Source organism: Chitinophagaceae bacterium C216 (genome assembly GCA_028485475.2).
In the GTDB taxonomy this organism is placed as follows: Bacteria; Bacteroidota; Bacteroidia; order Chitinophagales; family Chitinophagaceae; genus Niabella; species Niabella composti.
Genome location: CP144143.1, coordinates 1,958,304 through 1,982,944 on the forward strand (window position 1 = coordinate 1,958,304; position 24,641 = coordinate 1,982,944).

General features: G+C 41.1%; 20 protein-coding genes. 15 read left to right on the forward strand and 5 right to left on the reverse strand.

All coding sequences use genetic code 11. From position 1 onward, the window contains the following. Positions 1-10 precede the first annotated feature (10 nt). The 5 genes from PIECOFPK_RS08275 (at position 11) to lipA (ending at position 6,215) form a co-directional block, all read left to right on the forward strand. Positions 11-997 (forward strand): SDR family oxidoreductase, encoded by a 987-nt coding sequence (locus PIECOFPK_RS08275; protein ID WP_409965575.1) that lies wholly within the window; start codon positions 11-13, stop codon positions 995-997. 384 nt (positions 998-1,381) lie between these two features. Then, a complete protein-coding gene (locus PIECOFPK_RS08280; RefSeq protein WP_409965576.1) occupies positions 1,382-2,593 on the forward strand; it encodes a glycosyltransferase family 4 protein in 1,212 nt (403 codons plus the stop codon). Between the two features lie 68 nt (positions 2,594-2,661). Beyond that, positions 2,662-4,002, forward strand: a complete 1,341-nt coding sequence (locus PIECOFPK_RS08285; protein ID WP_330974153.1) for a GntP family permease — start codon at positions 2,662-2,664, stop codon at positions 4,000-4,002. Position 4,003: 1 nt separating this feature from the next. Further along, on the forward strand, positions 4,004-5,134 hold the full coding sequence (locus PIECOFPK_RS08290; protein ID WP_409965577.1) for a glycerate kinase: 1,131 nt from the start codon (positions 4,004-4,006) through the stop codon (positions 5,132-5,134). 163 nt (positions 5,135-5,297) lie between these two features. Continuing rightward, entirely contained in the window at positions 5,298-6,215 is a 918-nt protein-coding gene (gene lipA / locus PIECOFPK_RS08295) for a lipoyl synthase (protein WP_330974151.1), read from the forward strand. 51 nt (positions 6,216-6,266) lie between these two features. On the opposite strand, the gene PIECOFPK_RS08300 is transcribed toward lipA, so the two are convergent. The 3 genes from PIECOFPK_RS08300 to PIECOFPK_RS08310 all read right to left on the reverse strand — a co-directional run bounded on the left by PIECOFPK_RS08300 (position 6,267) and on the right by PIECOFPK_RS08310 (position 9,617). Then, complete coding sequence (locus tag PIECOFPK_RS08300; protein WP_330974150.1) at positions 6,267-7,064, reverse strand: N-acetylmuramoyl-L-alanine amidase; 798 nt, start codon at positions 7,062-7,064, stop codon at positions 6,267-6,269. A 65-nt stretch (positions 7,065-7,129) separates the two neighbouring features. After that, positions 7,130-8,101: an ROK family protein gene (locus tag PIECOFPK_RS08305; RefSeq protein WP_409965578.1), complete on the reverse strand. Its 972-nt coding sequence runs from the start codon at positions 8,099-8,101 to the stop codon at positions 7,130-7,132. A 40-nt stretch (positions 8,102-8,141) separates the two neighbouring features. Next, the gene (locus PIECOFPK_RS08310) at positions 8,142-9,617 is read right to left on the reverse strand and encodes an MFS transporter (protein ID WP_330974148.1); all 1,476 of its coding nucleotides are present in this window, start codon (positions 9,615-9,617) and stop codon (positions 8,142-8,144) included. A 128-nt stretch (positions 9,618-9,745) separates the two neighbouring features. Between PIECOFPK_RS08310 and PIECOFPK_RS08315 the strand changes: the two genes are divergently transcribed. The 4 genes from PIECOFPK_RS08315 (at position 9,746) to PIECOFPK_RS08330 (ending at position 15,901) form a co-directional block, all read left to right on the forward strand. After that, positions 9,746-11,167 (forward strand): glycogen synthase, encoded by a 1,422-nt coding sequence (locus PIECOFPK_RS08315; RefSeq protein WP_409965579.1) that lies wholly within the window; start codon positions 9,746-9,748, stop codon positions 11,165-11,167. 88 nt (positions 11,168-11,255) lie between these two features. Continuing rightward, entirely contained in the window at positions 11,256-12,536 is a 1,281-nt protein-coding gene (locus tag PIECOFPK_RS08320; RefSeq protein ID WP_330974146.1) for a glucose-1-phosphate adenylyltransferase, read from the forward strand. A gap of 116 nt (positions 12,537-12,652) precedes the next feature. Next, positions 12,653-14,011 carry an MFS transporter gene (locus PIECOFPK_RS08325; protein ID WP_409965580.1) on the forward strand — a complete coding sequence of 453 codons (1,359 nt, stop codon included), beginning with the start codon at positions 12,653-12,655 and terminating at the stop codon, positions 14,009-14,011. Positions 14,012-14,041: 30 nt separating this feature from the next. Beyond that, a complete protein-coding gene (locus PIECOFPK_RS08330; RefSeq protein WP_409965581.1) occupies positions 14,042-15,901 on the forward strand; it encodes a glycoside hydrolase family 13 protein in 1,860 nt (619 codons plus the stop codon). A 68-nt stretch (positions 15,902-15,969) separates the two neighbouring features. Here PIECOFPK_RS08330 and topA read toward each other — a convergent pair whose 3' ends face one another. Further along, the gene (topA, locus tag PIECOFPK_RS08335) at positions 15,970-18,528 is read right to left on the reverse strand and encodes a type I DNA topoisomerase (RefSeq protein ID WP_409965582.1); all 2,559 of its coding nucleotides are present in this window, start codon (positions 18,526-18,528) and stop codon (positions 15,970-15,972) included. A 185-nt stretch (positions 18,529-18,713) separates the two neighbouring features. Beyond that, positions 18,714-19,553, reverse strand: a complete 840-nt coding sequence (locus PIECOFPK_RS08340) for an alpha/beta hydrolase (protein WP_409965583.1) — start codon at positions 19,551-19,553, stop codon at positions 18,714-18,716. Positions 19,554-19,651: 98 nt separating this feature from the next. Between PIECOFPK_RS08340 and PIECOFPK_RS08345 the strand changes: the two genes are divergently transcribed. From PIECOFPK_RS08345 to PIECOFPK_RS08370, 6 genes are all read left to right on the forward strand, one after another. Then, a complete protein-coding gene (locus PIECOFPK_RS08345) occupies positions 19,652-20,416 on the forward strand; it encodes a Rossmann-like and DUF2520 domain-containing protein (RefSeq protein ID WP_330974141.1) in 765 nt (254 codons plus the stop codon). A 44-nt stretch (positions 20,417-20,460) separates the two neighbouring features. Further along, positions 20,461-20,982 (forward strand): KdsC family phosphatase, encoded by a 522-nt coding sequence (locus tag PIECOFPK_RS08350; protein ID WP_330974140.1) that lies wholly within the window; start codon positions 20,461-20,463, stop codon positions 20,980-20,982. Between the two features lie 46 nt (positions 20,983-21,028). Then, entirely contained in the window at positions 21,029-21,949 is a 921-nt protein-coding gene (locus tag PIECOFPK_RS08355; protein ID WP_409965584.1) for a geranylgeranylglycerol-phosphate geranylgeranyltransferase, read from the forward strand. A 6-nt stretch (positions 21,950-21,955) separates the two neighbouring features. Continuing rightward, the gene (locus PIECOFPK_RS08360; protein WP_409965585.1) at positions 21,956-22,528 is read left to right on the forward strand and encodes a Maf family nucleotide pyrophosphatase; all 573 of its coding nucleotides are present in this window, start codon (positions 21,956-21,958) and stop codon (positions 22,526-22,528) included. A 75-nt stretch (positions 22,529-22,603) separates the two neighbouring features. Further along, on the forward strand, positions 22,604-23,857 hold the full coding sequence (locus PIECOFPK_RS08365; RefSeq protein ID WP_330974137.1) for a DUF2851 family protein: 1,254 nt from the start codon (positions 22,604-22,606) through the stop codon (positions 23,855-23,857). A 134-nt stretch (positions 23,858-23,991) separates the two neighbouring features. Further along, complete coding sequence (locus tag PIECOFPK_RS08370) at positions 23,992-24,576, forward strand: hypothetical protein (protein ID WP_409965586.1); 585 nt, start codon at positions 23,992-23,994, stop codon at positions 24,574-24,576. The last annotated feature ends 65 nt before the right edge of the window (positions 24,577-24,641 follow it).

Genomic DNA, 24,641 nt, shown 5'->3' on the forward strand with positions numbered 1-24,641 from the left:
TAAATTGTATATGAATTTTAGTAAGTATCATTCTACGGTTGACATAAATAACAGTACTTTCTTAGTTACAGGCGGTGCCGGATTTATCGGCTCCCACTTAGTAGAATATCTGGTGCAATATCAGGCAAAGAGGATAGTTATATTTGATAATTTATCTACCGGTTATAAAGAAAATATATCGGATTTCCTCTCTCTCTCAAATGTTGTTTTTATCGAAAAGGATATAAGGAATTACGATGCGGTGATGGAGGCTGTTCAAGGAGTAGACTATGTATTACATCAGGCTGCGTTAGGTTCTGTTCCGCGTTCTATCAAAGATCCTTTAACCTCAAATGAGGTGAATGTTAATGGGTTTCTGAATGTCTTAAACGCAGCAAAGGAGCATCAAGTACAACGTATGGTATATGCGGCCTCTTCATCTACATATGGAGATAGCCCTACATTACCTAAAGTAGAGGATAAAATTGGTAAACCCTTATCTCCTTATGCGGTTACTAAATATGTGAATGAATTATATGCAGAGGTTTTTTCGCGTGTATATAATTTTCATTCTATTGGCCTGCGCTATTTTAACGTGTTCGGTCCGAAGCAAAACATTAATGGTCCTTATGCTGCCGTAATCCCATTGTTTATTACCCAAATCCTTAATAATGTCTCGCCAACTATTAATGGCGATGGGGAGACCTCCCGAGATTTTACGTTTGTGTCTAATGTTGTACAAGCCAATATTAAAGCACTGGAGGCTTCGATTGAAAAAAGCGAGGTGTTCAATTGCGCTTGTAATGAAAGAATAACATTGAACCAATTAGTGCATGAAATAAAGGCTTATTTGAATTCTGATGTAGAAGTCGTGTATGGTAATGAAAGACCTGGAGATGTGCGGCATAGTCAGGCTGATATTACAAAAGCGGTTCAGATGCTGGGGTATCAGCCCGAAGTGCGATTTAGAGAAGGGCTATTGCATACAATAGACTATTTTAAAAATCGACTTAAATGAAATATTTAGATAGTTTCACTAAAAACCTGCAATGTTGAACAGATATAGATTCTAGGTAAATTATTTATAATAAAGTCCCACTTAGATACGAAAAGTTGTTTTGAGTGGGGCTTTGCTTTTATAGAAACAGTATTTTATAAGCTGGTATGCGTTCGAGCTGTTTATCAATTCTTTTTGATTTATTAGTGATTAAAACTTACTTCGCATAGCCAAAGTTATTCGTAGTAGCTAAGATTCTGTTGTGATGCTAGTGAACTTGATAAACAGCGCAGTTTTTGCTTAATGTGAGACTCTTTATTTCTAAATATTTCAAAAAAAAATTTATTTTAAGTTAAGTCAACTATATTAACCGTGTAGTTTGGTCTAAAAATATTTAAAACGCTCATGGGGAAACAGAGAGTATGGCTTGTTTCGGAAGTTTTCTATCCAGATACTGATATTGCTACTGCCAATATTGCTACAGACATCGCTTTGAAGTTTAGAGAAAACTTTGAAGTGCATGTTATCTGTGGACCGCAGGATTACGAAAGAAAAAATCAGGAGATAAAATCAGAAGCTCTAAAGGATATACATCTACATCGATGGAAATACTTTAACTATGATAAAAACCATAAGTTTAAACGACTTATAAGGGTAATAGGTATTTCATTAGGATTGTTTTTAAAAGGGCTTAAAATTAAAAAGCACGATAAAGTATTCGTTATCTCAAATCCGGCTTTTATCACGCCTTTATACGCCTTGTTAAGACTAATAAAGGGCTTTCGTTTTACGTTACTGATGCATGATGTGTTTCCTGAGAATTTGATAGTCGGTGGTTATACTAGAGAAACGAATATTTTTTATCGATTGACAAAAGCGCTTTTTGTTAAATGTAGACGGGCTGCGGAAAAAATTATTGTATTGGGGAGAGATATGAAAACCCTATTGTTGGAGCATTTCCCCATAAGCAGAAAGGATGATATTATAATCGTTCCTAATTGGGCTGATATTGAATCAGTATACCCTTTAGAGGATAAACAAACGCCATTATTAAAACAACTGCAATTACAAGATAAGGTGGTGATTCTGTTTGCTGGGAATCACGGAGTGTTACAAAATCTGCTTGCATTTATTAAAATAATTGAAAAAGCCCGCAACCCCCATGTGCATTGTATTTTTGCCGGAGGTGGCGCTACTAAAAAAGAGTTGGAAGCCTATGTAGAAGCTCATCAAATTCCTAATATCACTTTTTTACCACCTTTCCCTAGGTCTGAGATGAATCAAATGCTCAATAGTTGTCATATTGGGCTGGTTAGCCTAAGTGATGCTGTATATGGAGTAGGAGTGCCTTCAAAATCGTATAACATTTTGTCAGCGGGAAAACCTATTCTTTTTTTAGGGAATACTGATAGTGAAATCGCTCAGTACGTAATTGAAAACAATTTAGGGTGGGCCTTTGCTTATAGGGATGAGGAGCAAATTAGAGATTTTTTATTAAGCCTCGATACATCAAAATTAGAAGAAATAAGAAATAAAGGGCTGGCCGGTAGAAATAACGTAGTACAATGCTATAGTAAAGAGGCAATTTTGGAACGTTTGATGCAGGTTATGTTGTAGCATATTTACATTCTCTTTATATCTTTCCTCTTAAAGTCGTATTTTACCGATAAATTTTCATTATCGGTATGCTTGCCTCCTCGGGATTTCTTATCGCATTAGCATTAGTGGCCGGTATCGGCTTGATCATTTTTTTAAGCACACGGTACCGAGTGCACCCATTCTTTTCCTTGTCTTTGGCCTGTTTTCTTACTGGTATATTAGGTGGTATGGATGTGGCCGCCGTTTTATCAAGTATGAAAGAGGGCTTCGGGAAAATTATGAGCTCTTTGGGGTACATCATTATTGTGGGAACAGCGTTGGGGATGGTTTTGCAGGCAAACGGCGCAACTACAGCTATGGCCAATGCCATCATCAAATGGGTAGGTGAGCGAAGGTCTGTGCTGGCGATGAGTCTTACGGGGTTTGTGGTGGGGCTCCCCATCTTTTGCGATTCAGGATATATTGTGCTGAATGGACTTAGCAAGTCCATGGTTCGTAAAACTGGGGTTTCAGTTGTAGTCATGAGTACAGTAGTGGCTACGGCATTATATTCCGTGCATTGTTTAGTACCGCCTCATCCCGGCATTACAGCCGCTACTGGCAATATGCAGGCTGATTTAGGGAAAACCATATTATGGGGATCTTTAGTAGCTATTCCTGCAATGCTTACAGGATATATTTGGGCGCTGATGAGAGGCAGAAAACTTGCTGGATGTCTTCCTGTAGAAACAATAGAATTAGAGGAAGAATCGAAAAAGTATTTGCCACCAGCCTCAAGAGCGTTTATACCGGTAATCGTGCCGATATTACTCATTGCAGTTCGGGCTATTCTCCAAAGTCTTTATCCTGACACGGCAGCAGCTATGGCACATTGGTTGATTATCGGCGATCCTGCCTTGGCACTCACCATTGGATTGGGACTAGCTTTATGTATTCCCATACAATGGCAGCAACACGAATTACGCCAAATCATTCAGAAGGGAATGGAAAAAGCCGGAGATATTCTTATTATCATCGGTGCCGGCGGTGCTTTTGGCGCCATCATCAGCGGACTTAGCATACAGAGTTATCTGGCAAATGCGGAAGGACTTAAGGTGTTGGGACTTTTATTCCCTTTTATTGTTGCTATGATTTTAAAAACAGCGCAGGGGTCTTCTACCGTGGCGGTAATAACAGCCGCCTCTATTGTATATCCTTTTTTGCACGGTTTGCAGCTGGATTCGGAAAATGGTCGGGTACTGGCCGTACTAGCTATGGGCGCAGGCTCTATGGCAGCCTCGCATGTAAATGATTCCTATTTCTGGGTGATTACTAATTTTTCTGGGCAACAGCTAAAGCCCATGTTGCATGTGTTTACTGTAGCAACATTATTGATGGGAATGGCAAGCATGCTTTGCATTTATCTTTTATCATTGCTGATACTGTAATATGAAAATTGTAATTGCACCCAATGCCTTTAAAAATAGTCTTTCGGCCGACAAAGTTGCTGAAGCCCTAGCTTTAGGACTTCGGGAATACGGCTATCAGGGGGCGATAGTGCAACAGCCGGTAGGTGATGGAGGAGATGGAACGGGAGCCTTATTGCGTCATTATTTGCAGGCCGAAACGATTTGGAGTGAGGTAGTCGATCCGCTGGGGAGGCCCATTCGGGCGCCCTGGGGCTGGGTAGTCGCTACCAAAACGGCTGTAATTGAACTGGCCGATGCTTCAGGGCTCCGATTATTAAGGCCTGAGGAATACAATCCGCTTAAGGCGAATACGGCTGGATGTGGGCAGTTAATTAAAGCAGCGCTGAATAAGGGCGCAGCGGAGATATTGCTTTGCATCGGCGGAAGTGCCACGGTAGATGGAGGTGCAGGGATGCTGCATGAGTTAGGAGTAGAATTTTATGATACTCACCATCAGCCTTTACCCCCCATTCCTGAAGCGCTTTTGCAGCTCCAGTATATCGATGCTTCAATGTTGGATGAGCGCTTAGAGAAGGTCTCTATCAAAATTCTTTGCGACGTGAAAAACAAATTACTGGGTGAGCAAGGAGCAGCAGCCATATTTGGTCCGCAAAAAGGGGCCAACGCTAAAGCGGTAATGTTGCTTGAAAAAATGCTTGGAAACTTCGCTCGTCAAGCAAATGAACTTAGTGGCGTACGTATCGATACGATAGTAGGGGGTGGCGCAGCTGGAGGAGTGGCTGCTGGGCTTAGTGCTTTCTGCTCTGTAACAATTGTGGATGGGATTCATTATTTTCTTGAAAAAATCGGTTTTGAGAAAATACTGGAGGATGCAGACTGCGTGATAACTGGGGAGGGAGTGATTGATCGCCAGACCATCGAAGGGAAAGCCCCCTTCGGCGTAGCAACACTGGCAAAGGAAAAAGGAATAAAGGTTATTGGTGTAGCCGGAAAAATAGCGGACGAAAAAGACGAGGTGCTGCGTAGGTATTTCGACAATCTGCTTTGTATTAACAAAGAGCCGCTGCCTTTGGAAGAAGCTATATCACGTACCCGTTACCATCTAATAGCCATCGGAAAAGATATCTTGGATTGTTTGCCAAACCGGTAACCATCTGTCGGCTTTTTGTAGCAAATGATTGATTAACAGATAGTGCATCTATGTCTTTTAATGCCGATAAACAATTGGATGGTTTACACTGTTATTTTTAAAATTTATTCTGCTGGAAGAGGTTGGTAACAGCCTTTCGGCTTAAATACATTATTTTCGCATCATGACGGAATTACCTGTTGTTACAAGAGTTAAAAAACCCGATTGGTTACGTGTGAAACTGCCGATTGGTGAAGAGTATAAGCACGTACGCAATCTTGTAGATACGCATAAATTACATACCATTTGTGAGAGTGGCAATTGTCCCAATATGGGGGAGTGCTGGGGGGCTGGTACTGCTACATTCATGATTTTGGGTAACATTTGTACCCGTAGCTGCGGATTTTGCGCCGTTGCAACCGGACGTCCGTTACCGGTGGATTATGACGAACCACAGCGTGTGGCGGAGGCTATTCACCTAATGAAGGTGAAGCATGCCGTTATTACCTCGGTGGATAGAGACGAGCTGAAAGACGGTGGCGCACAGATATGGTACAATACTATCAGAGCCGTAAAGGCATTGAATCCTGATACAACACTCGAAACCCTTATCCCGGACTTTAAGGGTAATAAAGAAAATATCGAAACTGTGATGGCTGCCCATCCGGAGGTTATTTCGCATAATATCGAAACTGTAGAGCGGCTTACTCGTAAGGTGCGTATCCAAGCGAAATACTGGCGCAGTATGGAGGTGATACGCATATTGAAGGAAGGGGGGATGCGTACTAAAAGTGGTATTATGCTGGGTTTGGGAGAAACCAGAGAAGAAGTATTGCAAACCATGCGTGATTTGAAAGATAATGGTTGCGATGTAGTAACGATTGGGCAGTATCTACAGCCAACGCAAAAACACTTACCTGTAGAACGTTTTGTACATCCTAATGAATTTGCTTTCTACAGAGATGCGGGTTATGAAATGGGGTTTGATTATGTAGAAAGTGGCCCACTTGTACGTTCTTCCTACCACAGCGAAAGACATGTGATTCCCGGATTGGGACGTAAAGAGTGGGAGGAAAGTAGGAAACTTTCAGCACAACAATAAAGGAATAACATATTTACAATAAAACAAGCAGGTCTTTATAGAGGCCTGCTTTTATTTGTACCGCTCTAAGAGACTTGTGATAATTTTTGCATCGGTCTCTGTGAGGACAGTCGTGGTGTCTTGCGGATTGAAATGTATTTTATAAGACTGAATGGCGCTGCGCGGATTAGCAATATTGTAACCGATGGTTCGTAAGGCCATAAGAGCATCAAATCCTTCCTTTACTTCTACATTTGTAGTGTCGTACCAATAACCAAATCCGTGCTCTGCCAATTTTTGCCAGGGAAAATAGCGGTTAGGGTCGACCTTTCTGCCTGGTGCTACATCAGCATGTCCTAGAAAATTAGTAGTAGGGATATTGTACTTTTTCTTCAATCTATCCAGTAATTGTAATAGGCTATTGATTTGCGCTTCGGTAAAAGGTTCTCTTCCGTTGTTATCTATCTCGATGCCAATGCTGCAGCTGTTAATATCGGTGGTAGTACCCCAACGACTAACTCCGGCGTGATGTGCGCGAAGCATATCATTCAGCATCTGATATACCTCTCCAGACTTACAAATAACATAATGAGAGCTGACTTTACTTACGGGGGTAGTAAAAGTTTTTAAAGTTTGCTCGCAGCTTCCCTGTGCAGTGTGATGAATAATTACAAAATTGGGAGCTCGCATCGTAAAATTCACCGTACCCACGAATGTGGTGCCCGAATCGTTAAGTGGATAAGTGGCTAGTATTTTCGAATAGCTTTTAGCCTGTTTCTTATAAAACTTATTAGTGGCGGTGTAAGGACCTCGTGAGCATGCGGCCAATAATAAACCCACGATGGTACATAATACGACAAACTTTTTCATAACGGAAAGTTAGTTATTTATATCAATGTAACAATCGTGGGTTGTTCTGGCTATGATTGGTAATATTAAATCTTTTCCCAAACCAGTGCGCTGGCGCCTAAGATAGCGGCATCAGCTTCTTTCAGCTCACTAAATACAAGTTTTACTTTGTTCTGGAAAATGGGCAACAGATTCTTTTCCATATGTTCCTTCGTAGGATTCATTATCAGTTCTCCTGCTTTGATAACACCTCCGAAAAGAATAATAGCTTCAGGGGAGGAGAACATAATGAAGTTGGCCAATGCTTCCCCCAAAATTTGTCCGGTATATCGAAATACTTCTTTGGCTGTTTCATCGCCGGCCATGGCAGCTTCATATACCGATTTGGAATCAATATGGTCTTCAGGAATGTTGTTTAAAAGAGACTGAGGATTTTCTGCTCTTAACTTTTTAGCAGTGATGGCAATACCTGTAGCTGAGCAATACGCTTCGAGCGAACCTTGATGACCTGTACTCCAATGTTTACGACCTCCGGGACGTACGATGACATGCCCCAATTCTCCGGCAAAACCATCATGACCGTAGATAAGGCTACCATTGGCTACAATGCCACTCCCCACACCGGTCCCTAGTGTGATCATGATAAAATCCTTCATGCCTCTTGCTGCACCGTACATCATTTCTCCTACGGCTGCAGCATTCGCATCATTAGTTAACGAACAAGGTACTCCGAATTTTTTAGTCATCAATTCGGCTATGGGTAATATTCCCTTCCATATCAGGTTAGGTGCATATTCGATAGTGCCGGTATAATAGTTCCCGTTGGGTGCACCTATTCCTACACCTACCAGTCGTGTGTTGCTTTTATGTTTGTCAATAATAGGCTTAATAGCATCGTATAGCGCATCAATGAAATCCTCTACGGTGGGGTAGGCATCAGTTTTAATATCGCCTTTTTCCAGTATCTCACCTCTGTGATTTACCAGTCCATATTTGGTATTAGTTCCCCCGATGTCAATGCCGATAGCTACTTCATGGGAAAGATCAAGAACACTCATAATGATATTAATCGTTTTTTAAAAAATGCTATGTGAATAATTAATGGCCTGCGCCGCTTGCTTTTTGGTCGTAGTCGATACCTTGCTGTTGCAGTACTTTTTTAGCTTTGATTGCATAAAATGCAAGATATAAAAAGCAGGCAACTCCTGTAAAATAGGAAAATTGTATTCCTAAAATATTAGGCGATGCCAGCCAACCTTGTATTAGGCTGATAATACCACCCCCCATAATCATCAGTATCAACAGGCTGGACCCGCGGTTGGTGTGAGGTCCTAATCCTGCTATGGCAAGTGTAAAAATACATGGCCATAAAGTAGAACAGAAGAGTCCCACACTAATAAATGCATACACGCTCACCATGCCTTCGGCAAAGATACCTATTAGCAAGGCTAAGATACCCATGCAACTAAAGATTAACAATTGTCTGGCAGGGTTCCCTTTACTTAAAATATCGCAGACGATAAGGACTGCAATGATGAATACGTAAATATAAAAAGGCGAAGTATCATGATTGGCAATTATGTTTACCAATAGAAATACGCCAAAAGCAATATAGGGCATTAAGAATTGCAAAATCCTTTTTGCACCCGCAGAAATGTCAAAAGCTCCTACGGATCCTGTCCAACGACCGATCATCAGGCTCGCCCAAAATAATGATACATACGGGGCAATTTGCTCGGTAGGGGTGCCTAAATGTTCCTTCATGAATTCTGGTAAGTTAGCAGCAGTAGCTACTTCTACACCTACGTATACGAAAATGGCAAACATCCCCAATACTAGTTGCGGATAAGCAAAAACACTAGGTTTGTAATTGGCTGGAAGTGCATCCACATTTTGCTGTTCAGGTTGCATTTTGCTTTCTTCATTGGGTCCTGAAAGATCAAATTTATTGGGAACCGAAGAGAGCTTGAAGATGATTGCCACAATCACAAAAGCTAGCCCTAAAAACAGATAGGGAACTTTAATGCTTTGAATATCGGCCGTAATATTAGTGTTGGTTAACGAGCCGAAGATGGCAAAGCTTACAATAAGTGGTCCGATAGTAGTACCGAAATTATTGATACCTCCGGCCATACTTAATCTTTGAGAACCGAGCTTGGGGTCGCCCATGATAATGGCCAGCGGATTAGCAGCTGTTTGTTGCAGCGAAAAACCTAAGCCTACAATAAACAGACCTGTAATAAATAAGGCAAATGACTGCTGTTGAGCTGCCGGATAGAAAATCAGCGTACCCAGAGCGGAAATAATCAGCCCTACCACAATGCCGTTTTTATAACCTATATGCTGTAACAGATCTTTGCCGATGTACTTACTGATGAGTAGAAATAGCAATGATCCTACTGTGTAGGCTACATAAAACGCAAAAGAAACTAATTGTGATTGCCATTGCTCCAGATGCAACGCTTCTTTGAATACAGGAATGAGAATATCATTACTGGCAGCAACAAACCCCCAAAAAAAGAACACGATAATTAGTGTTCCAAATTGCGACCACTTCGTGGTTGGTGTACTCATATCAATCGTTTTTAATTTTAGTTGGTTGGTGTAAAAGTAAGTATTAGTACCAAAAAGTTTTAAATTAATTACGAATGTTTTTTGTATTAATAAAATATTCCTACTTTTAGACTAACCAATGATTGATTATGGAAATAGTTCACATTTCGGCCGAGTGTTATCCGATGGCAAAAGTAGGTGGGCTGGGAGATGTGGTAGGCGCTTTACCCAAATACCAGAATGACTTGGGGCATATAGCGAAGGTGGTGATGCCTATGTATCGTACAAAGTTTTTGTATGAAAATGAGTGGGAGCTGGTGCACGAAGGCGGGCAGGCTTTAGGTAACCATTGGTTCAGGTACAGTGTCATTAAGGAAAAGACAAATAAGCTAGGCTTTGATTTATATCTGGTCGATATCAACGGTGTATTGGACAGAGAGAAAGTTTACGGGTATGATGATGATACCGAGCGGTTTATTTCATTTCAATTAGCCGTATGCGATTGGATGAGCCGCTGGCAACATCGCCCCGATATTATTCATTGTCATGACCACCAAGCCGGATTAATCCCTTTCTTCTGCAAGCATACTTACGCTTTTCGTTATCAGCTGGCTAATGTGCCGGTAGTGTTTACAATTCACAACGGCCAATATCAGGGACAGTTTGGTTGGGATAAATACTATTACATTCCGGCTTACGATACTTGGAATTGGGGATTGCTGGATTGGAATAACTGTATTAATCCTATGGCATCTGCAGTAAAATGCGCCTGGAAAGTAACTACCGTTAGTCCCAGTTATATGGAAGAGCTCAGGCATGCTGCTGCGGGTCTGGAAAACCTTTTCGAATACGAAAAAGGAAAATGTAGCGGTATTATCAACGGTATTGATACCAACGTATGGAATCCGGCTACTGATCCATATCTGGTGGCCAATTATGATGCTAAAAAGATTAAAGAAGGAAAGGCTAAGAATAAAGAAAAACTGGTGCAGCAGTTTGGATTCGATCCCAACAAACCTTTAATCAGTTTTATTGGTAGATTAGTAGATGAAAAAGCTGCCGATCTTTTACCTGAAGCTATCAGCCAATCAGTCTATCAGTACAATGGTAAGGCTTCTTTCTTAATATTAGGATCGGGAAACCCTTATGTGGAAGGGGCACTTGCGGAGATGAATAAAACGCTGAAAGGATATGTCAATACGTATATCGGGTATAACGAGGAGTTGAGTCATTTAATATATGCCGGTTCGGACTTTTTATTAATGCCGAGTCGTGTGGAACCCTGCGGATTAAATCAGCTGTATGCTTTAAGATATGGAACCGTACCCATCGTAAGAAAAATAGGTGGTCTGAAGGATACTGTTAAGGACTATGGGGAAACTGATGGATTTGGCATCACCATGGAACAGTCCAGTATTGAGGATATAACCTATTCGGTAGGAAGAGCTATCGATCTCTATGAAAATAAGTCTAGTCTTTTCTCCAAGATCACGGAGCGTATCATGGGCATCGATCACAGTTGGACTGCATCAGCTAAAAAGTACATAGCGCTATATGAATCCGTAAAATAATTATGGATTTGCATCAACTGAACTAATATTTATACAGATCTTGTTTATTTCAACCCGAAAGTAAATGAAAGATTAAAACATAAATCATATGAGTATTTCGCAGGAAGTTATCGCAATGATTTTAGGAGGAGGTGCAGGAACAAGACTGTATCCTCTTACGAGCAGCAGGTCAAAACCGGCCGTACCCATTGCCGGCAAATACAGATTGGTAGATATTCCTATCTCCAACTGCATTAACTCAGACATTCATAGAATGTTTGTGCTTACACAGTTTAATTCTGCGTCGTTAAATCGGCATATCAAAAATACCTATCACTTTAGTGCTTTTAGCACGGCTTTCGTTGATATACTTGCTGCTGAGCAAACACCGGATAACCCCGCCTGGTATCAAGGAACTGCGGATGCTGTAAGGCAATGTTTAAGACACTTAACTGCTTTTCCAAGCGAATACGTGTTAATTCTTTCGGGAGATCAGCTCTATCAGATGGATTTTAATAAGATGCTGCAGCATCATAAAGAATGTGGCGCCGATATTTCTATTGCTACCATTCCTGTAGTGGATAGAGAAGCTACAGAGTTTGGTATTATGAAAGTAGATGAAGGTAATTACATTCGGTCTTTCATTGAAAAACCATCTAGAGATGTGTTGCCCGACTGGGTGAGTGATACTGGACCTGCCATGCAGCAAAAGGGAAGAAATTATCTGGCCTCGATGGGTATTTATATCTTTAATCGACAGCTGCTTTTCGACTTGTTGTTAAAAATATATCCCGATGCCACGGATTTCGGTAAAGAAATTATTCCGGCTTCTATCGATGCCTATAAAGTAGCCAGCTATCAATATGAAGGTTACTGGACCGATATCGGAAATATACATTCTTTCTTTGAAGCCAATCTGGAACTCACGGCCGATATTCCTGCATTTAACCTGTTTGATAATACTAAATCTATTTATTCCCGTCCGCGCATGTTACCTCCGGCTAAAATCAGTGGTACAACACTGGAAAAAACCGTTATTGCCGAAGGATGTATCATCAATGCTTCGCGTATTGAACACAGTGTGATTGGAATACGCTCTCGCATTGGCTACGGTTCTACAGTGGTAAGCTGCTATATGATGGGTAGCGATTTCTACGAAACCATCGACGATATTACTAACGAACAGACGCGTGGCATACCGCCTATAGGCATTGGTAAAAGATGTTATATCCGCAACTGTATCATTGATAAAAACTGTAGGATAGGGGACGATGTACGGCTGAATGGCGGCCCACATCTCGAAAACGCCGATACCGAGCTCTATACCATTAAAGATGGTATTATTGTAACCAAAAAAGGTGCGATTTTCCCCAATGGATTTGTAATTTAAAACATAACACCCCGCGAAAGCGGGGTTTTTAAATGGATAAATTTTATTGTGTACTTAATACATATTATATTTGACTAGCCAAATAGGCATTATTTATAAACATATAACGATTGAGCATGTCATTCGTCTCCAAAATCTCCAAGCCACGCTTGTCTTTAGTCCAGATTATCAATATGAGTATGGGTTTTCTGGGTATTCAAATGGCTTTCGGTCTTCAAAATGGAAATGCCAGCAGAATCCTGGCCAACTTTGGCGCCGATGTGCATCAGCTTTCCTGGTTTTGGTTGGTAGCACCTATTACGGGCCTGATAGTACAACCTATTGTGGGTTATCTGGGTGATCATACTTGGTCTAAAAGATGGGGCAGAAGAAAGCCTTATTTTTTAATAGGTTCAGTATTATGTGCACTGGGATTGGTTTTTCTGCCTAATTCTGCAAGCGTAACTTCCTTTATAGGTGCCAACGTATTGTTGCTGGCGGTACTATTTCTGGCATTGATGGATGCTTCGGTAAATATTTCCATGGAGCCCTTTAGAGCACTAGTGGGTGATATGCTTCCTAAGGAACAGGGTACATTGGGGTTTGGCGTGCAAACCATACTGATAGGTATAGGAGCAGTTGTTGGTTCGGCTTTGCCATCTTGGCTTACCGCTTTGGGCGTATCTAACACGGCTCCCGAAGGATTTGTGCCGGATAACGTGATTTATTCGTTCTATGTAGGTGCGCTGATTTTGTTGCTTACCATAATATATACAGTAGTAACTACAAAAGAATATGCTCCGGAGATCTTAAAGGGTTTTAGCGAAGGAAAAGAAGCAATATCAACTAAGCCTCGTTTCAGAGATATTTTTAAGGACTTCGCCAATATCCCTGCAGTCATGTGGAAACTAGGGGCAGTGCAGTTTTTTAGCTGGTTTGCACTGTTTACGATGTGGGTATTTACTACCAGTGCTATTGCTACACATCACTTTGGATTAAATCCTTCGGATACTAGTTCTGAAACTTTTAGCAGGGCTGGCGATTTTGTAGGTAAGCTTTTCGGGATGTATAATTTGTTTGCCATTCCTTTTGCGTTTTTAATGATTCCGTTGGCGCAGAAATTGGGTAAAAAACAAACGCATGCACTGGCATTGTTATGCGGGGGGATAGGACTAATGCTAATGTATGTGATAAGGGATACAGGTTATTTGTGGTTGAGTATGTTGGCAATTGGTTTTGCATGGGCCAGTATTTTGGCGATGCCTTATGCCATGCTTATTGAAAGTATTCCGCAGCATAAAATGGGCATTTATATGGGGATTTTTAATTTCTTCATTGTGATCCCTCAAATAATCAACGGTATTATAGGCGGCCCGGTAGTGAAGACAATCTTTCATAATTATGCTATTTACTACTTAGTCGTTGCTGGTGTGCTAATGATAATAGGTGCCATTTGCGTATTGCTGATTAGGTTCCCTGCAGAGAAAAGCCACTAAATATTTCACTAACCTATAAATACTTCTGTAATGAAAAAGCTTTTTGCCATACTATGGCTACTATTATTTTCTTTCATAATACAAGCGCAAGATATTGAAGTGTATCCAACGCATTGGTGGGTGGGGATGAAGTGGAGCACCGTACAGCTGATGATACGTGGAAAAAACATTGCCGAAAGCGTTCCGATGGTAAAGATGCGCCCTGAAGGTATGGCGCTGGCTCCGGGTGTAAGATTGAAGCAGATAGATCATGCCGAAAATAAAAACTATGTATTTTTTGATATTGAAATTGATGCAACTGCTAAGCCCGGCTGGATTACACTTCCTTTTGTAGGGAAAAAAGGCGTGAAGTATGAGTTAAAACCTCGACGTGAAGGTAATGGAACCCTTTATGCTATGGGAGTCACCTCCGAAGATTTGATCTACCTGATCATGCCCGACAGATTTAGCAACGGTGATGAAAGCAACGACAGGATACCCGGCATGCTGGATCAGTCACTGCGGCGCGATACCGTTTTCAATCGTCATGGAGGAGATTTAAAAGGTATTCAAAATCATCTCGATTATTTGTATGACCTCGGTGTTACTACTTTATGGTTGAATCCGGTAATTGAAAATGATATGCCGGAGCGTACGGAGCACGGTTATGCGTTTACCAACCATTACCGCATCGAGCGCAGAATAGGGGGTGAAAAGGCATATAAAGAACTGATCAATGCTTTACACGCAAAGGGGATGAAGATTATTCAAGATGCCGTGTATAACCACGTAGGTACCGAACACTTCTTATTTAAGGATCAGCCCGATAGCAGCTGGTTCCATCGCTGGCCGAAGTTTACTCAGACCAGCTACAAAGATCAGGTATTGTTCGATCCCTATGCATCACAGGTGGACAAAAAGCTCATGAGCGATGGTTGGTTTGTTACCTCTATGCCCGATTGGAATCATGATAATGAAATGGTGCAGAAGTTTCTCATCCAGCACGCTATCTGGACGGTGGAGGAGTTTGGAGTGGACGGCTGGCGGGTAGATACCTATGCGTATAACGATTTACACTTTATGAACCGTTGTAATCAGGCTTTATATGATGAATTCCCTAATCTTACCATATTTGGAGAAACCTGGGTACACGGCGTGATCAATCAAAGTTATTTCTGCGCAAATAATTTTGCAATTGATTTTAAAAGCAACTTACAAGCTACTACCGACTTTCAAACCTTGTTCTATGGCATTCAGCCGGCGCTTACAGAGCCTTTCGGCTGGACCGAAGGTGTGAATAAACTCTACACCACACTGGCGCAGGATTTTGTATATAAAAATCCCATGCGTCAGGTGATTTTCTTAGACAACCACGATTTACCCCGTTTTTATAGTGTATTGAATGAGGATACGGCCAAATATAAAGCGGCATTTGCGTGGTTACTTACAACACGAGGTATTCCTCAGATGTATTACGGAAGTGAAGTGCTAATGACAGGCACCACTCATCCTAATGACGGATATGTGCGCCAAGACTTCCCTGGAGGATGGCAAGGGGATCCGGCTAATAAGTTTACTGAAGCAGGAAGGACGAAGAAGGAAAATGACGTATTCCACTACATCCGCAAGTTGGCTAATTTCCGCAAATCTTCTTCGGCTATTAAGACCGGAAAGCTGATGCAGTATGTGCCTTACGAGGGCATATATGTTTACTTCAGATACGATGATCATCAAACAGTGATGTGTGTAATGAATACTAACGATCAGCCTAAAATCCTATCCCTAGATAGATTTTCGGAACGACTACAATTCTTTACCAAAGCACGAGATGTAGTGACAGATCAAATTGTTTCGCTAACCGATCCGTTGCAGATTCCTCGGTACACCACACTAGTCATGGAATTGCAATAGATAAATCATGCATAAAAAAATGAACCGCCATCACTGATGGCGGTTTTTATAAGTCTTATTTTTTGCTTCTATTTTTTCTTTTTAGCAGCGGCTTTCTTCTTTGCTGCAGCTTTTTTCACTGGCTTGTCAAAGGCAGTGGGATCTTCGGCAAGAATCATTTGCTTCACGGTATCTAGCGAAACAGCAGCCAGTTCCTCAGCTGTATATTTTTCTCCGTTCTCTTTTCTACCTAGTTTGAGCATTTTCTTGCCGAATCTTATGAATGGGCCCCAACGACCATTTTCGATAGCGATTTTTTCTTCGGGCCATTGCTGGATGTAGCGATTGGCTTCTTTTTCTATTTTGGCTTTGATGAGTTCTTCAATATCTTGCTGCGTGAGATTGTCAAAATCGTACCGTTTGGGAACGTTAATGAACATATCGTTCCATTTAATGAAGGGGCCAAATCGGCCTTTGCCTTTGGTAACGGGTTTATCATCGTAAACAGCTATGGGAGCATCGGCTTTTTGTTTTTCCTGAATAAGTGCTATTGCACGATCTAGGTCTACACTAAACGGATCCTCACCTTTAGGAATGGATACAAATTCCTCCCCAAATTTTACATAAGGCCCAAAACGGCCGATATTTACTGATACTTCCTTGCCTTCGTATTCGCCTAGTACAGCAGGGAGTTTGAAAAGGTCCAAGGCTTCTTCTAGTGTGATGGTTTCAATACTTTGTCCTTTTTGCAAAGATGCAAATCGAGGAGTTTCCTCTTCATCGGCGCTGCCTATCTGCACCATAGGACCGTAGCGACCCATGCGCGCTATAACAGGTTTACCACTTTGAGGGTCTATGCCCAGTTCGCGTTCACCTTTGATGCGCTCTGCTGTTTCTATTGTTTTTTCAACGTCTTCCTTAAACGGATTATAGAATTCGTCTATCATTTTGTTCCATTCCAGCTTCCCTTCTGCCACTTCATCAAACTCTCCTTCAATGCGAGCTGTGAATCCATAATCCATGATATCGTCAAAGTATTGTTTCAGAAAGTCCGTAACCACAATTCCCAAATCGGTAGGAAAAAGTTTTGCTTTCTCTGCACCCGTAATTTCTGTTTGTGTAAACTGTGAGATTTTATTGTCTTTTAATGCCAGCACACGGTAATCTCTGGGGGTGCCTTCCTTATCGCGTTTTTCCACATACTCTCTTTTGATAATCGTGGAAATGGTAGGAGCATAAGTAGAAGGACGGCCGATGCCTAGTTCTTCTAGTTTCTTTACCAGCGAAGCCTCGGTATAACGGGGCAGGGGACGGGTGAACTTTTCTGTAGCAGTCATTTGTATTAAAGGCAACTGTTGCCCTACCTGCAGATTGGGTAGTGTACCTTCCTGGGTTTCGTCTTCGTTAATGTCTTCTTCGTCCCTGTCTTCACGATACACTTTTAAGAAACCTTCAAATTTGATGACTTCACCGCTGGCGGTTAATTGTTCCTTATTGGTAGAAATATCAATGGTTGCGGTAGTTTTTTCAAGCTGTGCATCTGCCATCTGGCAAGCCATGGTTCTTTTCCATATCAGCTCATACAGTTTTCTCCATTCGGGATTATCTACTGTAGTATTGCTCATATAGGTGGGGCGGATGGCTTCATGCGCTTCTTGTGCACTCTGGTTTTTATTTTTAAAGCGCCGGAATTGATGGTAGTTTTCACCGTACATGCTTTTGATGGTAGTGCTGATATCTTCCAGTGCTGTATCACTCAAATTTACACTGTCGGTACGCATGTAGGTAATATATCCGTTTTCGTACAGCTGCTGTGCAATCAGCATGGTTTTACTTACGCTATAGCCCAATTTGCGGCTAGCTTCCTGTTGTAAAGTTGACGTAGTAAAAGGTGCAGCGGGTGTACGTTTGCCGGGTTTTACCTGTATATCGCTCACGGTATACTCGGCATTGATACAGGATTGTAGGAAGGCCTCGGCTGTTGCGCTATCGCTATATTTCTTTCCTTCGGCTTTGAACTGAATATCTTTTCCGGTACTATCAGCGGCGCTGAAAAGTGCTTCCACCTTAAAATTGCTCTGCACCTGAAAAGCATTAATTTCACGCTCTCGCTCTACAATTAATCTTACCGCTACACTTTGTACGCGTCCGGCACTAAGATTATTTTTAACTCTAATTTTTCGCCACAACACAGGGCTCAGTTCAAATCCCACAATACGATCCAGTACACGTCTTGCTTGCTGTGCCTTTACCAAATTCATATTTAGGGTGCGCGGCGATTCTACCGCAGCTTTAATAGCCGGCTTGGTAATTTCATGAAAGACGATGCGTTTGGTTTTGGCAGGATCTAGGCCCAACACTTCACACAAATGCCAGCTGATGGCTTCCCCCTCACGGTCCTCATCCGTTGCCAACCATACTTCTTCACTTTTTTCGGCAAGCGCTTTGAGCTCACGAACTACTTTTACTTTATCGTCGCTGATAACATAACGTGGCTCGTATTGATTTTCAATGTTAATACCCATGCCGGATTTTTCCAGGTCGCGGATATGTCCGAAGCAACTCTTCACCTGGAATTCCTTCCCTAGAAATTTTTCAATTGTTTTTGCCTTTGCAGGGCTCTCCACTATCAATAAATTCTTCGCCATTTACTTAATTACTATAATTTACCATTACCGGCTATAATACTTCTGTCATTCGTTTCTTGTTGCATTTCAAGCAATTCGATATTCAGTCACCTCATATTAAGGCAGGTAATTTTGGCAACAAGATTAGCACATTTTTTATAAATGCCACTTTTTTGTGCTTAAAAAACCATGGGAAGATACATTTTCTAAAGAAAATTCATCACCTCAGCAATTACATTTTCATCATGATAAATGCGACGGTGTCCCAAATTGTTGGTAAAGATAAAACGGAAATTGGGATAGCCTTTTTGTTGCAATAATTGTGCATCGGATACCGGTGTTATTCGATCGCTTAAGTCGTGTATCCATAATACCGGTCCATGCATATGTGGCGCACAGCGGGCTAGCGAAAACCAGCTGATGTTTTTTCCACTTAGCCTTTTAATGTTGTCGTAGAAATATTCCTGTACTTTCTTGTCAAAAATTTTCATTTCGTCAAAAAACTGCTCGATCAATATTTGGGAATTGGCTGCTGGAGCAATTAATACAGTTTTGATATAGTGGTTGCTTGGCACTTCAGCCAGATGCAGACTAGTGGCTAGTCCGCCAAAAGAATGGGTTATATAAGCATCAAAGGGGCCAAAGTCTTTGTCAATATGGCTCACAAAGTTTTTATATGTAATGGCATTGAGTGTTTTCCCTGTACTGGTGCCATGAGCGGGTGCATCAAAAGCATATACTTCGTATCCTTTTGCCACTAGTTGCAAGGCAAAATGCTGAAATTTTCTAGCATCGGAACGAAAGCCATGTACAATGAGTGCTTTTTTAGAGCTTTTCTCACCCCACCGATACCCAGAAATAGCCAGCCCCTCGAAATGGTAATTCAATGTTTGCGCATTTGATACCTCAATAGCTTTGTAGAAAAAGCGGGAATAAGGTGTGCAAAATATTTCAAAAGCTGCATTACCTGCCTTTTGTTTTGAAAAAAGGGATAACAGTCGGATTTTTACCCGAAAATAACTGATGAGAAATTTTTGTACTTTCATGTAACACGAAGATAAAAGCTTGACAGTAGCGCTGTGCATTTGATAATTGTATAAACAATATTGTGTGTATATAGTTTATTAAGTAAAACAAACGTCGGATGGATATTGTTATTATAGGTTCTGGAAATGTTGCAGCTGTGCTGGGCCGTAAATTTGTAGCAGCTGGTCATACCATTGTGCAAGTGCTCAGCAGAAATGCTACTGCGGCATCGGAGCTTGCATACGAATGGGATACCAAGTCTGCTAATTATACCAGCCTGATCAATAAAGACGCTGATGTATATATCATCGCCGTATCGGATACGGCTATTCCTGAGCTGGCAAATGATCTTCGGCTTGGCGATAAGGTGGTAGCGCATACGGCTGCATCTGTAAAGATGGATGTGCTGAAGGAAGTAACTACTAATTACGGTGTTTTTTATCCGTTGCAGAGTTTACGGAAAGAACAAAAGCTTATTCCCGAGATTCCTATTTATATAGAAGCGGTGAATGAGAAAACCCACCACATACTGTACACACTGGCTCAATCCATATATAAAGATCCGCCATTAACTGCAGGCATTGAAAAGCGAGAGAAACTACATGTAGCAGCTGTGTTTGTAAATAATTTCACGAATCATATTTTTTCTCTGGCGGAGTATTATTGTCAGAAAGAAGGAATTACCTTTTCAGAGCTTTTGCCCTTAATTGATAATACATTTGCCCGCTTGCATAGTGCCTCTCCGTCGGATATGCAAACCGGCCCCGCTATTCGAGGCGATAAGGAGACGATACAGAAACATATGCAGTTATTGGAACCCTACCCACAACTTTTAAAGTTATATCAGTTCCTAACAGATAGTATTACTCAAAGTATACGGTAGTCACATCGTTCCAATCTGTTACTTTTGCAGCACAAAATTAAGATATGAATATACTAAGCAGCTTTCGCGAGATTGATACTTTTATTTTTGATGTGGATGGAGTGCTTACAGATGGGGGCCTGCTGGTGCTGGAAGGAGGAGAGATGGCGCGCAGAATGAATGTAAAAGACGGATATGCTTTGCAGTTGGCAATAAAAAAAGGATACCGCATTTTTATTGTAAGTGGTTCGTCGCCGAGCGCAGTAGACACCCGATTGAGAAAGCTGGGTATTACCGAGATTCATTTTCGCGTAAAGGACAAACAAGCTTTTGTAAAAGAATTGGCGACGAAACATCAATTTAATTTGAAGCGTACTTTATTTATGGGCGATGATATACCCGACTTGCCTGTAATGGAAGTGGTTGCCTTAAGTTGTTGTCCCGCAGATGCAGTATCCGAAGTGAGAGCTGCGGCAAAATATATTTCAGAAAAGAAGGGCGGAGAAGGCTGCGTACGGGATGTAATAGAAAAAGTACTGAAGCTTAATGATCATTGGACAGCAGACAGCACTGTGGTATCTGCATGATGAGCTAACGTCGAAAGTTAAAAATTATTAAATATTATAGGGCAGTATGACGCCATTTCTGAAACTAATACGATGGCCCAATTTAGTGTTCATAATATTGACACAGGCTCTGTTTGAGTATTGCATTTATCAACCTATTTATAAAGGCAATATCCCCGACGGGAATACGATTCGGTTTGCCTTACTGGTAGCAGCATCTGTATTCATTGCAGCCGCAGGATATATTATCAATGATTATTTTGATATTAATATCGACTTAGTAAATAAGCCTGATAAAACCATTTTGGGCAAGGTAATCAACAGAAGATGGGCATTGTTGTGGCATTTGCTGCTTAATCTGGCCGGTATAGTATGTACGATACTAGCTGTGCGCACGGCAGGCTGGTACCTGATACTTGCCAATGTGGTTAGCGCCATATTATTGTGGTTATATTCTGCAAGATTTAAAAAAGATGCTATAATTGGTAATGTGATTGTGTCTTTGCTTACCGCATGGACTATTATGCTCATCTTCCTTTCCAAATATTCTTTATGGAATGCGTTCAATAATGCAGATGCTAATCAGGTACGCTTGTTTCGGTTTGCGATACTATATGCGGGATTTGCTTTTATCATCTCTTTGGTTCGAGAAGCGATTAAGGATATTGAAGACATGCCAGGCGACCATAAATTTGGTTGTAAAACCATGCCTATTGTATGGGGTATTAATGCTACAAAAATATACATAGCTGTATGGCTGACTATTTTGATAGCCATATTAGTTATTGTACAGCTGTATGTCTTGCAGTTTCGTTGGTGGGCTGCCGTTGCTTATTGTGTTGTGCTAATTGTAGCACCATTGTTTTATATAATAAGAAAACTGATACAGGCAAATTCTACACAGGAATATCACCATTTGAGTAGTATGACCAAGCGGATAATGCTTACCGGAATTTTATCAATGTTGTTTTTTTATTTTTATTTATAAAGATGCATGAAGGAACAGGCAATTATATTGGCTTCTGCGTCGCCTAGGCGCAGGCAGTTATTGGAATGGGCAGAAGTGCCTTTTGAAGTAAGGGTTCAAGCTACGGAGGAGAATTTCCCGAAAGCATTAACACCGGCCGAAGCGGCAGTTTATATCGCTCGTCAGAAAGCGTTAGCTGTAAGGAATCAAATTGCAGAACACAGAGTGGTGCTTGCTGCAGATACTGTAGTCGTATTGGATGGTGTTATTATAGGAAAACCTAAGGATGAGGCCCAGGCTATCAGTATTCTCTCTCAATTGCAAGGCCAAACTCATGAAGTGATAACAGGGGTGACTATTATGAAAGGCGAGAAGGAGCTATCGTTTGCTGATGTGACGCAAGTAACATTCCATGAACTAACATTGGAGCAGATTCGTTATTATATAGAAAAATATCAACCTTACGATAAAGCTGGAGCTTATGCCATACAGGAATGGATTGGGGTGGTGGGAATAAAGTCCATTAGGGGCGATTTTTATAATGTGATGGGATTGCCTGTAAGCCGTGTGGTAAAGGCATTGGCAGAATTTCTTCCCTGATTTTTTGTAAATTTATTGCAGTTTGTTGATCGTGTTCAGCCCTATAGGGTTGTATAAGGCACCTATGTTAACACTATGAATGAACAACTGCTGCAATTTATCTGGCAATTTCAATACTTTAATCGCTCGGATTTACAAACCACCCAGGGAGAGGAAGTTTATATTATTACGCCCGGAACGTGGAATAAAAATCAAGGTCCGGATTTTACCAACGCACGTATTCGAATTGGTAATACCGAATGGGCAGGAACTGTTGAAATACATGTGAAAGCCTCCGACTGGCAGAAACACCAGCATGCCGTCGATTGTAATTATAAAAATGTTATTCTACACGTAGTGTACGAAAATGATCTACAGTTCTCATCAATCCCGGTATTGGAATTAAAAGGTAGAATAGCTATCAGCTTATTACAGCGGTATACCCAACTCATGGAATCTTCGCATTTTATTGCCTGTGAGAACTTGATTGACAATATATCAGATATTACCATTACATCGTGGAAGGAAAGGTTGCTCATTGAACGACTGATGCGTAAAACCGCACAGATACAACAATATATGGCAGCCAATCAACAACATTGGGAAGAAAGTTTCTGGTGGCTATTGGCAAGAAATTTTGGAACCAAAATCAATGCCGATGCATTTGAAGCGATTGCACAATCGATACCCTTAATCCTATTGGCAAAGCATAAACACCAACTAATACAACTGGAAGCGCTTTTGCTGGGACAAGCCGGTTTATTAGAAGCAGATTTTGAAGATAAATATGCACAACTGTTGCAACGGGAGTATCGTTTTTTAAAAATAAAGTACCAACTGCAGCCTATTGTATATCCTGTTTATTTTTTAAGAATGCGTCCCAGTAATTTCCCTACAGTAAGGCTAGCACAACTGGCTGCTTTGATACAGCAATCAGCGCATTTGTTTTCCAAAATAGTAGCGGCGCCATCATGGGCGTATGTTAAAAAGTGGTTGGAAGTAACACCCAATGATTTCTGGTTGTATCACTACACACTCACTGATGAACCCTATTATAAGCCTAAACCATTAGGTGCCGAAATGATTAATAACATTTTAATCAATTCCATTGTTCCCATGCTGTTTGCTTATGGGCAGGCACATCAGCAGGAACCACTAAAATATAAAGCTATGCAATGGCTTGAAGCTGCAAAAGCCGAAAAAAATAGTATTACCAAGGGTTTTGAGAAAATAGGGTTTATTAATAAGTCTGCCTGGGATTCGCAATCTTTAATCGAATTAAAAAATCAGTATTGTAATCATAAAAGATGTGTTGCCTGTGCCATCGGTAGTGCATTAATAAAACCATAAAAACAAAATCGTTCTCTAAAAAACTTAATTCAAATTAAGAAATAGTTAAGAACAGCCTACGCCTGTCAAAATTCAACCACTTTACGCAACTTTTTGTGCCCTTTATTTGTCTTTAATGACAAAAATTGGAAACTATGAACAAAGTAAAAGCATTGTTAGCAGGATTAGCGTTGTTTTTTGTTGCAGGAACAGCAAATGCTCAGAGCATGAAAAACACTTTGAAGATTGGTGCACTTGCGGGTCCATCCGTAGCATCTAGAAATGCAAGTGCAGCGGCTGGATTGAATGTAGCTTATCAAAATCTTATTACGCCGCATTTGGGCTTAGGTGTAACTACAGGTTATCATCACCATTTCGGAAAGGATAAGGACGTAAGTAATACTACCTTAAAAAATAACGACTTTGGTGTTATTCCGGTAGCAGCACTATTTAGATATTATCCAAAATCAGAAGGGATCTACGTAGGAACTGATTTAGGATATGGTGTAATTACCGGCGATGATAAAGTAGCCTCTAATAGCTCTGTAGAGCGTCCTAATGGCGGTTTCTACTTGAAGCCAGAGGTTGGATATCACAATCGCCACTGGAACATTTTTGCCCATTATACCAAAGTGTTTACCGGTAGTGATGGAACCATTCGTGTAAATGGTGCTTCGCAAAAGTATAATGCCGGTATTATTGGTGTAGGTTTGGCATACAACATTGGTCTCGGCCGATAATTAATATTTGCAAACCTATCTTTAGCTATAATCTTTTATGCTTAATCCGGCTTTCAAAGCCGGGT

Coding starts and splice junctions, on each gene's coding strand:
- PIECOFPK_RS08340 (WP_409965583.1), bottom strand. CDS start 19,553: ATGAAAGTACAAAAATTTCTCATCAGTTATTTTCGGGTAAAAATCCGA.
- PIECOFPK_RS08310 (WP_330974148.1), bottom strand. CDS start 9,617: ATGAGTACACCAACCACGAAGTGGTCGCAATTTGGAACACTAATTATC.
- lipA (WP_330974151.1), top strand. CDS start 5,298: ATGACGGAATTACCTGTTGTTACAAGAGTTAAAAAACCCGATTGGTTA.
- PIECOFPK_RS08275 (WP_409965575.1), top strand. CDS start 11: ATGAATTTTAGTAAGTATCATTCTACGGTTGACATAAATAACAGTACT.
- topA (WP_409965582.1), bottom strand. CDS start 18,528: ATGGCGAAGAATTTATTGATAGTGGAGAGCCCTGCAAAGGCAAAAACA.
- PIECOFPK_RS08320 (WP_330974146.1), top strand. CDS start 11,256: ATGAGTATTTCGCAGGAAGTTATCGCAATGATTTTAGGAGGAGGTGCA.
- PIECOFPK_RS08365 (WP_330974137.1), top strand. CDS start 22,604: ATGAATGAACAACTGCTGCAATTTATCTGGCAATTTCAATACTTTAAT.
- PIECOFPK_RS08290 (WP_409965577.1), top strand. CDS start 4,004: ATGAAAATTGTAATTGCACCCAATGCCTTTAAAAATAGTCTTTCGGCC.
- PIECOFPK_RS08285 (WP_330974153.1), top strand. CDS start 2,662: ATGCTTGCCTCCTCGGGATTTCTTATCGCATTAGCATTAGTGGCCGGT.
- PIECOFPK_RS08305 (WP_409965578.1), bottom strand. CDS start 8,101: ATGAGTGTTCTTGATCTTTCCCATGAAGTAGCTATCGGCATTGACATC.
- PIECOFPK_RS08370 (WP_409965586.1), top strand. CDS start 23,992: ATGAACAAAGTAAAAGCATTGTTAGCAGGATTAGCGTTGTTTTTTGTT.
- PIECOFPK_RS08325 (WP_409965580.1), top strand. CDS start 12,653: ATGTCATTCGTCTCCAAAATCTCCAAGCCACGCTTGTCTTTAGTCCAG.
- PIECOFPK_RS08280 (WP_409965576.1), top strand. CDS start 1,382: ATGGGGAAACAGAGAGTATGGCTTGTTTCGGAAGTTTTCTATCCAGAT.
- PIECOFPK_RS08315 (WP_409965579.1), top strand. CDS start 9,746: ATGGAAATAGTTCACATTTCGGCCGAGTGTTATCCGATGGCAAAAGTA.
- PIECOFPK_RS08330 (WP_409965581.1), top strand. CDS start 14,042: ATGAAAAAGCTTTTTGCCATACTATGGCTACTATTATTTTCTTTCATA.
- PIECOFPK_RS08355 (WP_409965584.1), top strand. CDS start 21,029: ATGACGCCATTTCTGAAACTAATACGATGGCCCAATTTAGTGTTCATA.
- PIECOFPK_RS08360 (WP_409965585.1), top strand. CDS start 21,956: ATGAAGGAACAGGCAATTATATTGGCTTCTGCGTCGCCTAGGCGCAGG.
- PIECOFPK_RS08350 (WP_330974140.1), top strand. CDS start 20,461: ATGAATATACTAAGCAGCTTTCGCGAGATTGATACTTTTATTTTTGAT.
- PIECOFPK_RS08345 (WP_330974141.1), top strand. CDS start 19,652: ATGGATATTGTTATTATAGGTTCTGGAAATGTTGCAGCTGTGCTGGGC.
- PIECOFPK_RS08300 (WP_330974150.1), bottom strand. CDS start 7,064: ATGAAAAAGTTTGTCGTATTATGTACCATCGTGGGTTTATTATTGGCC.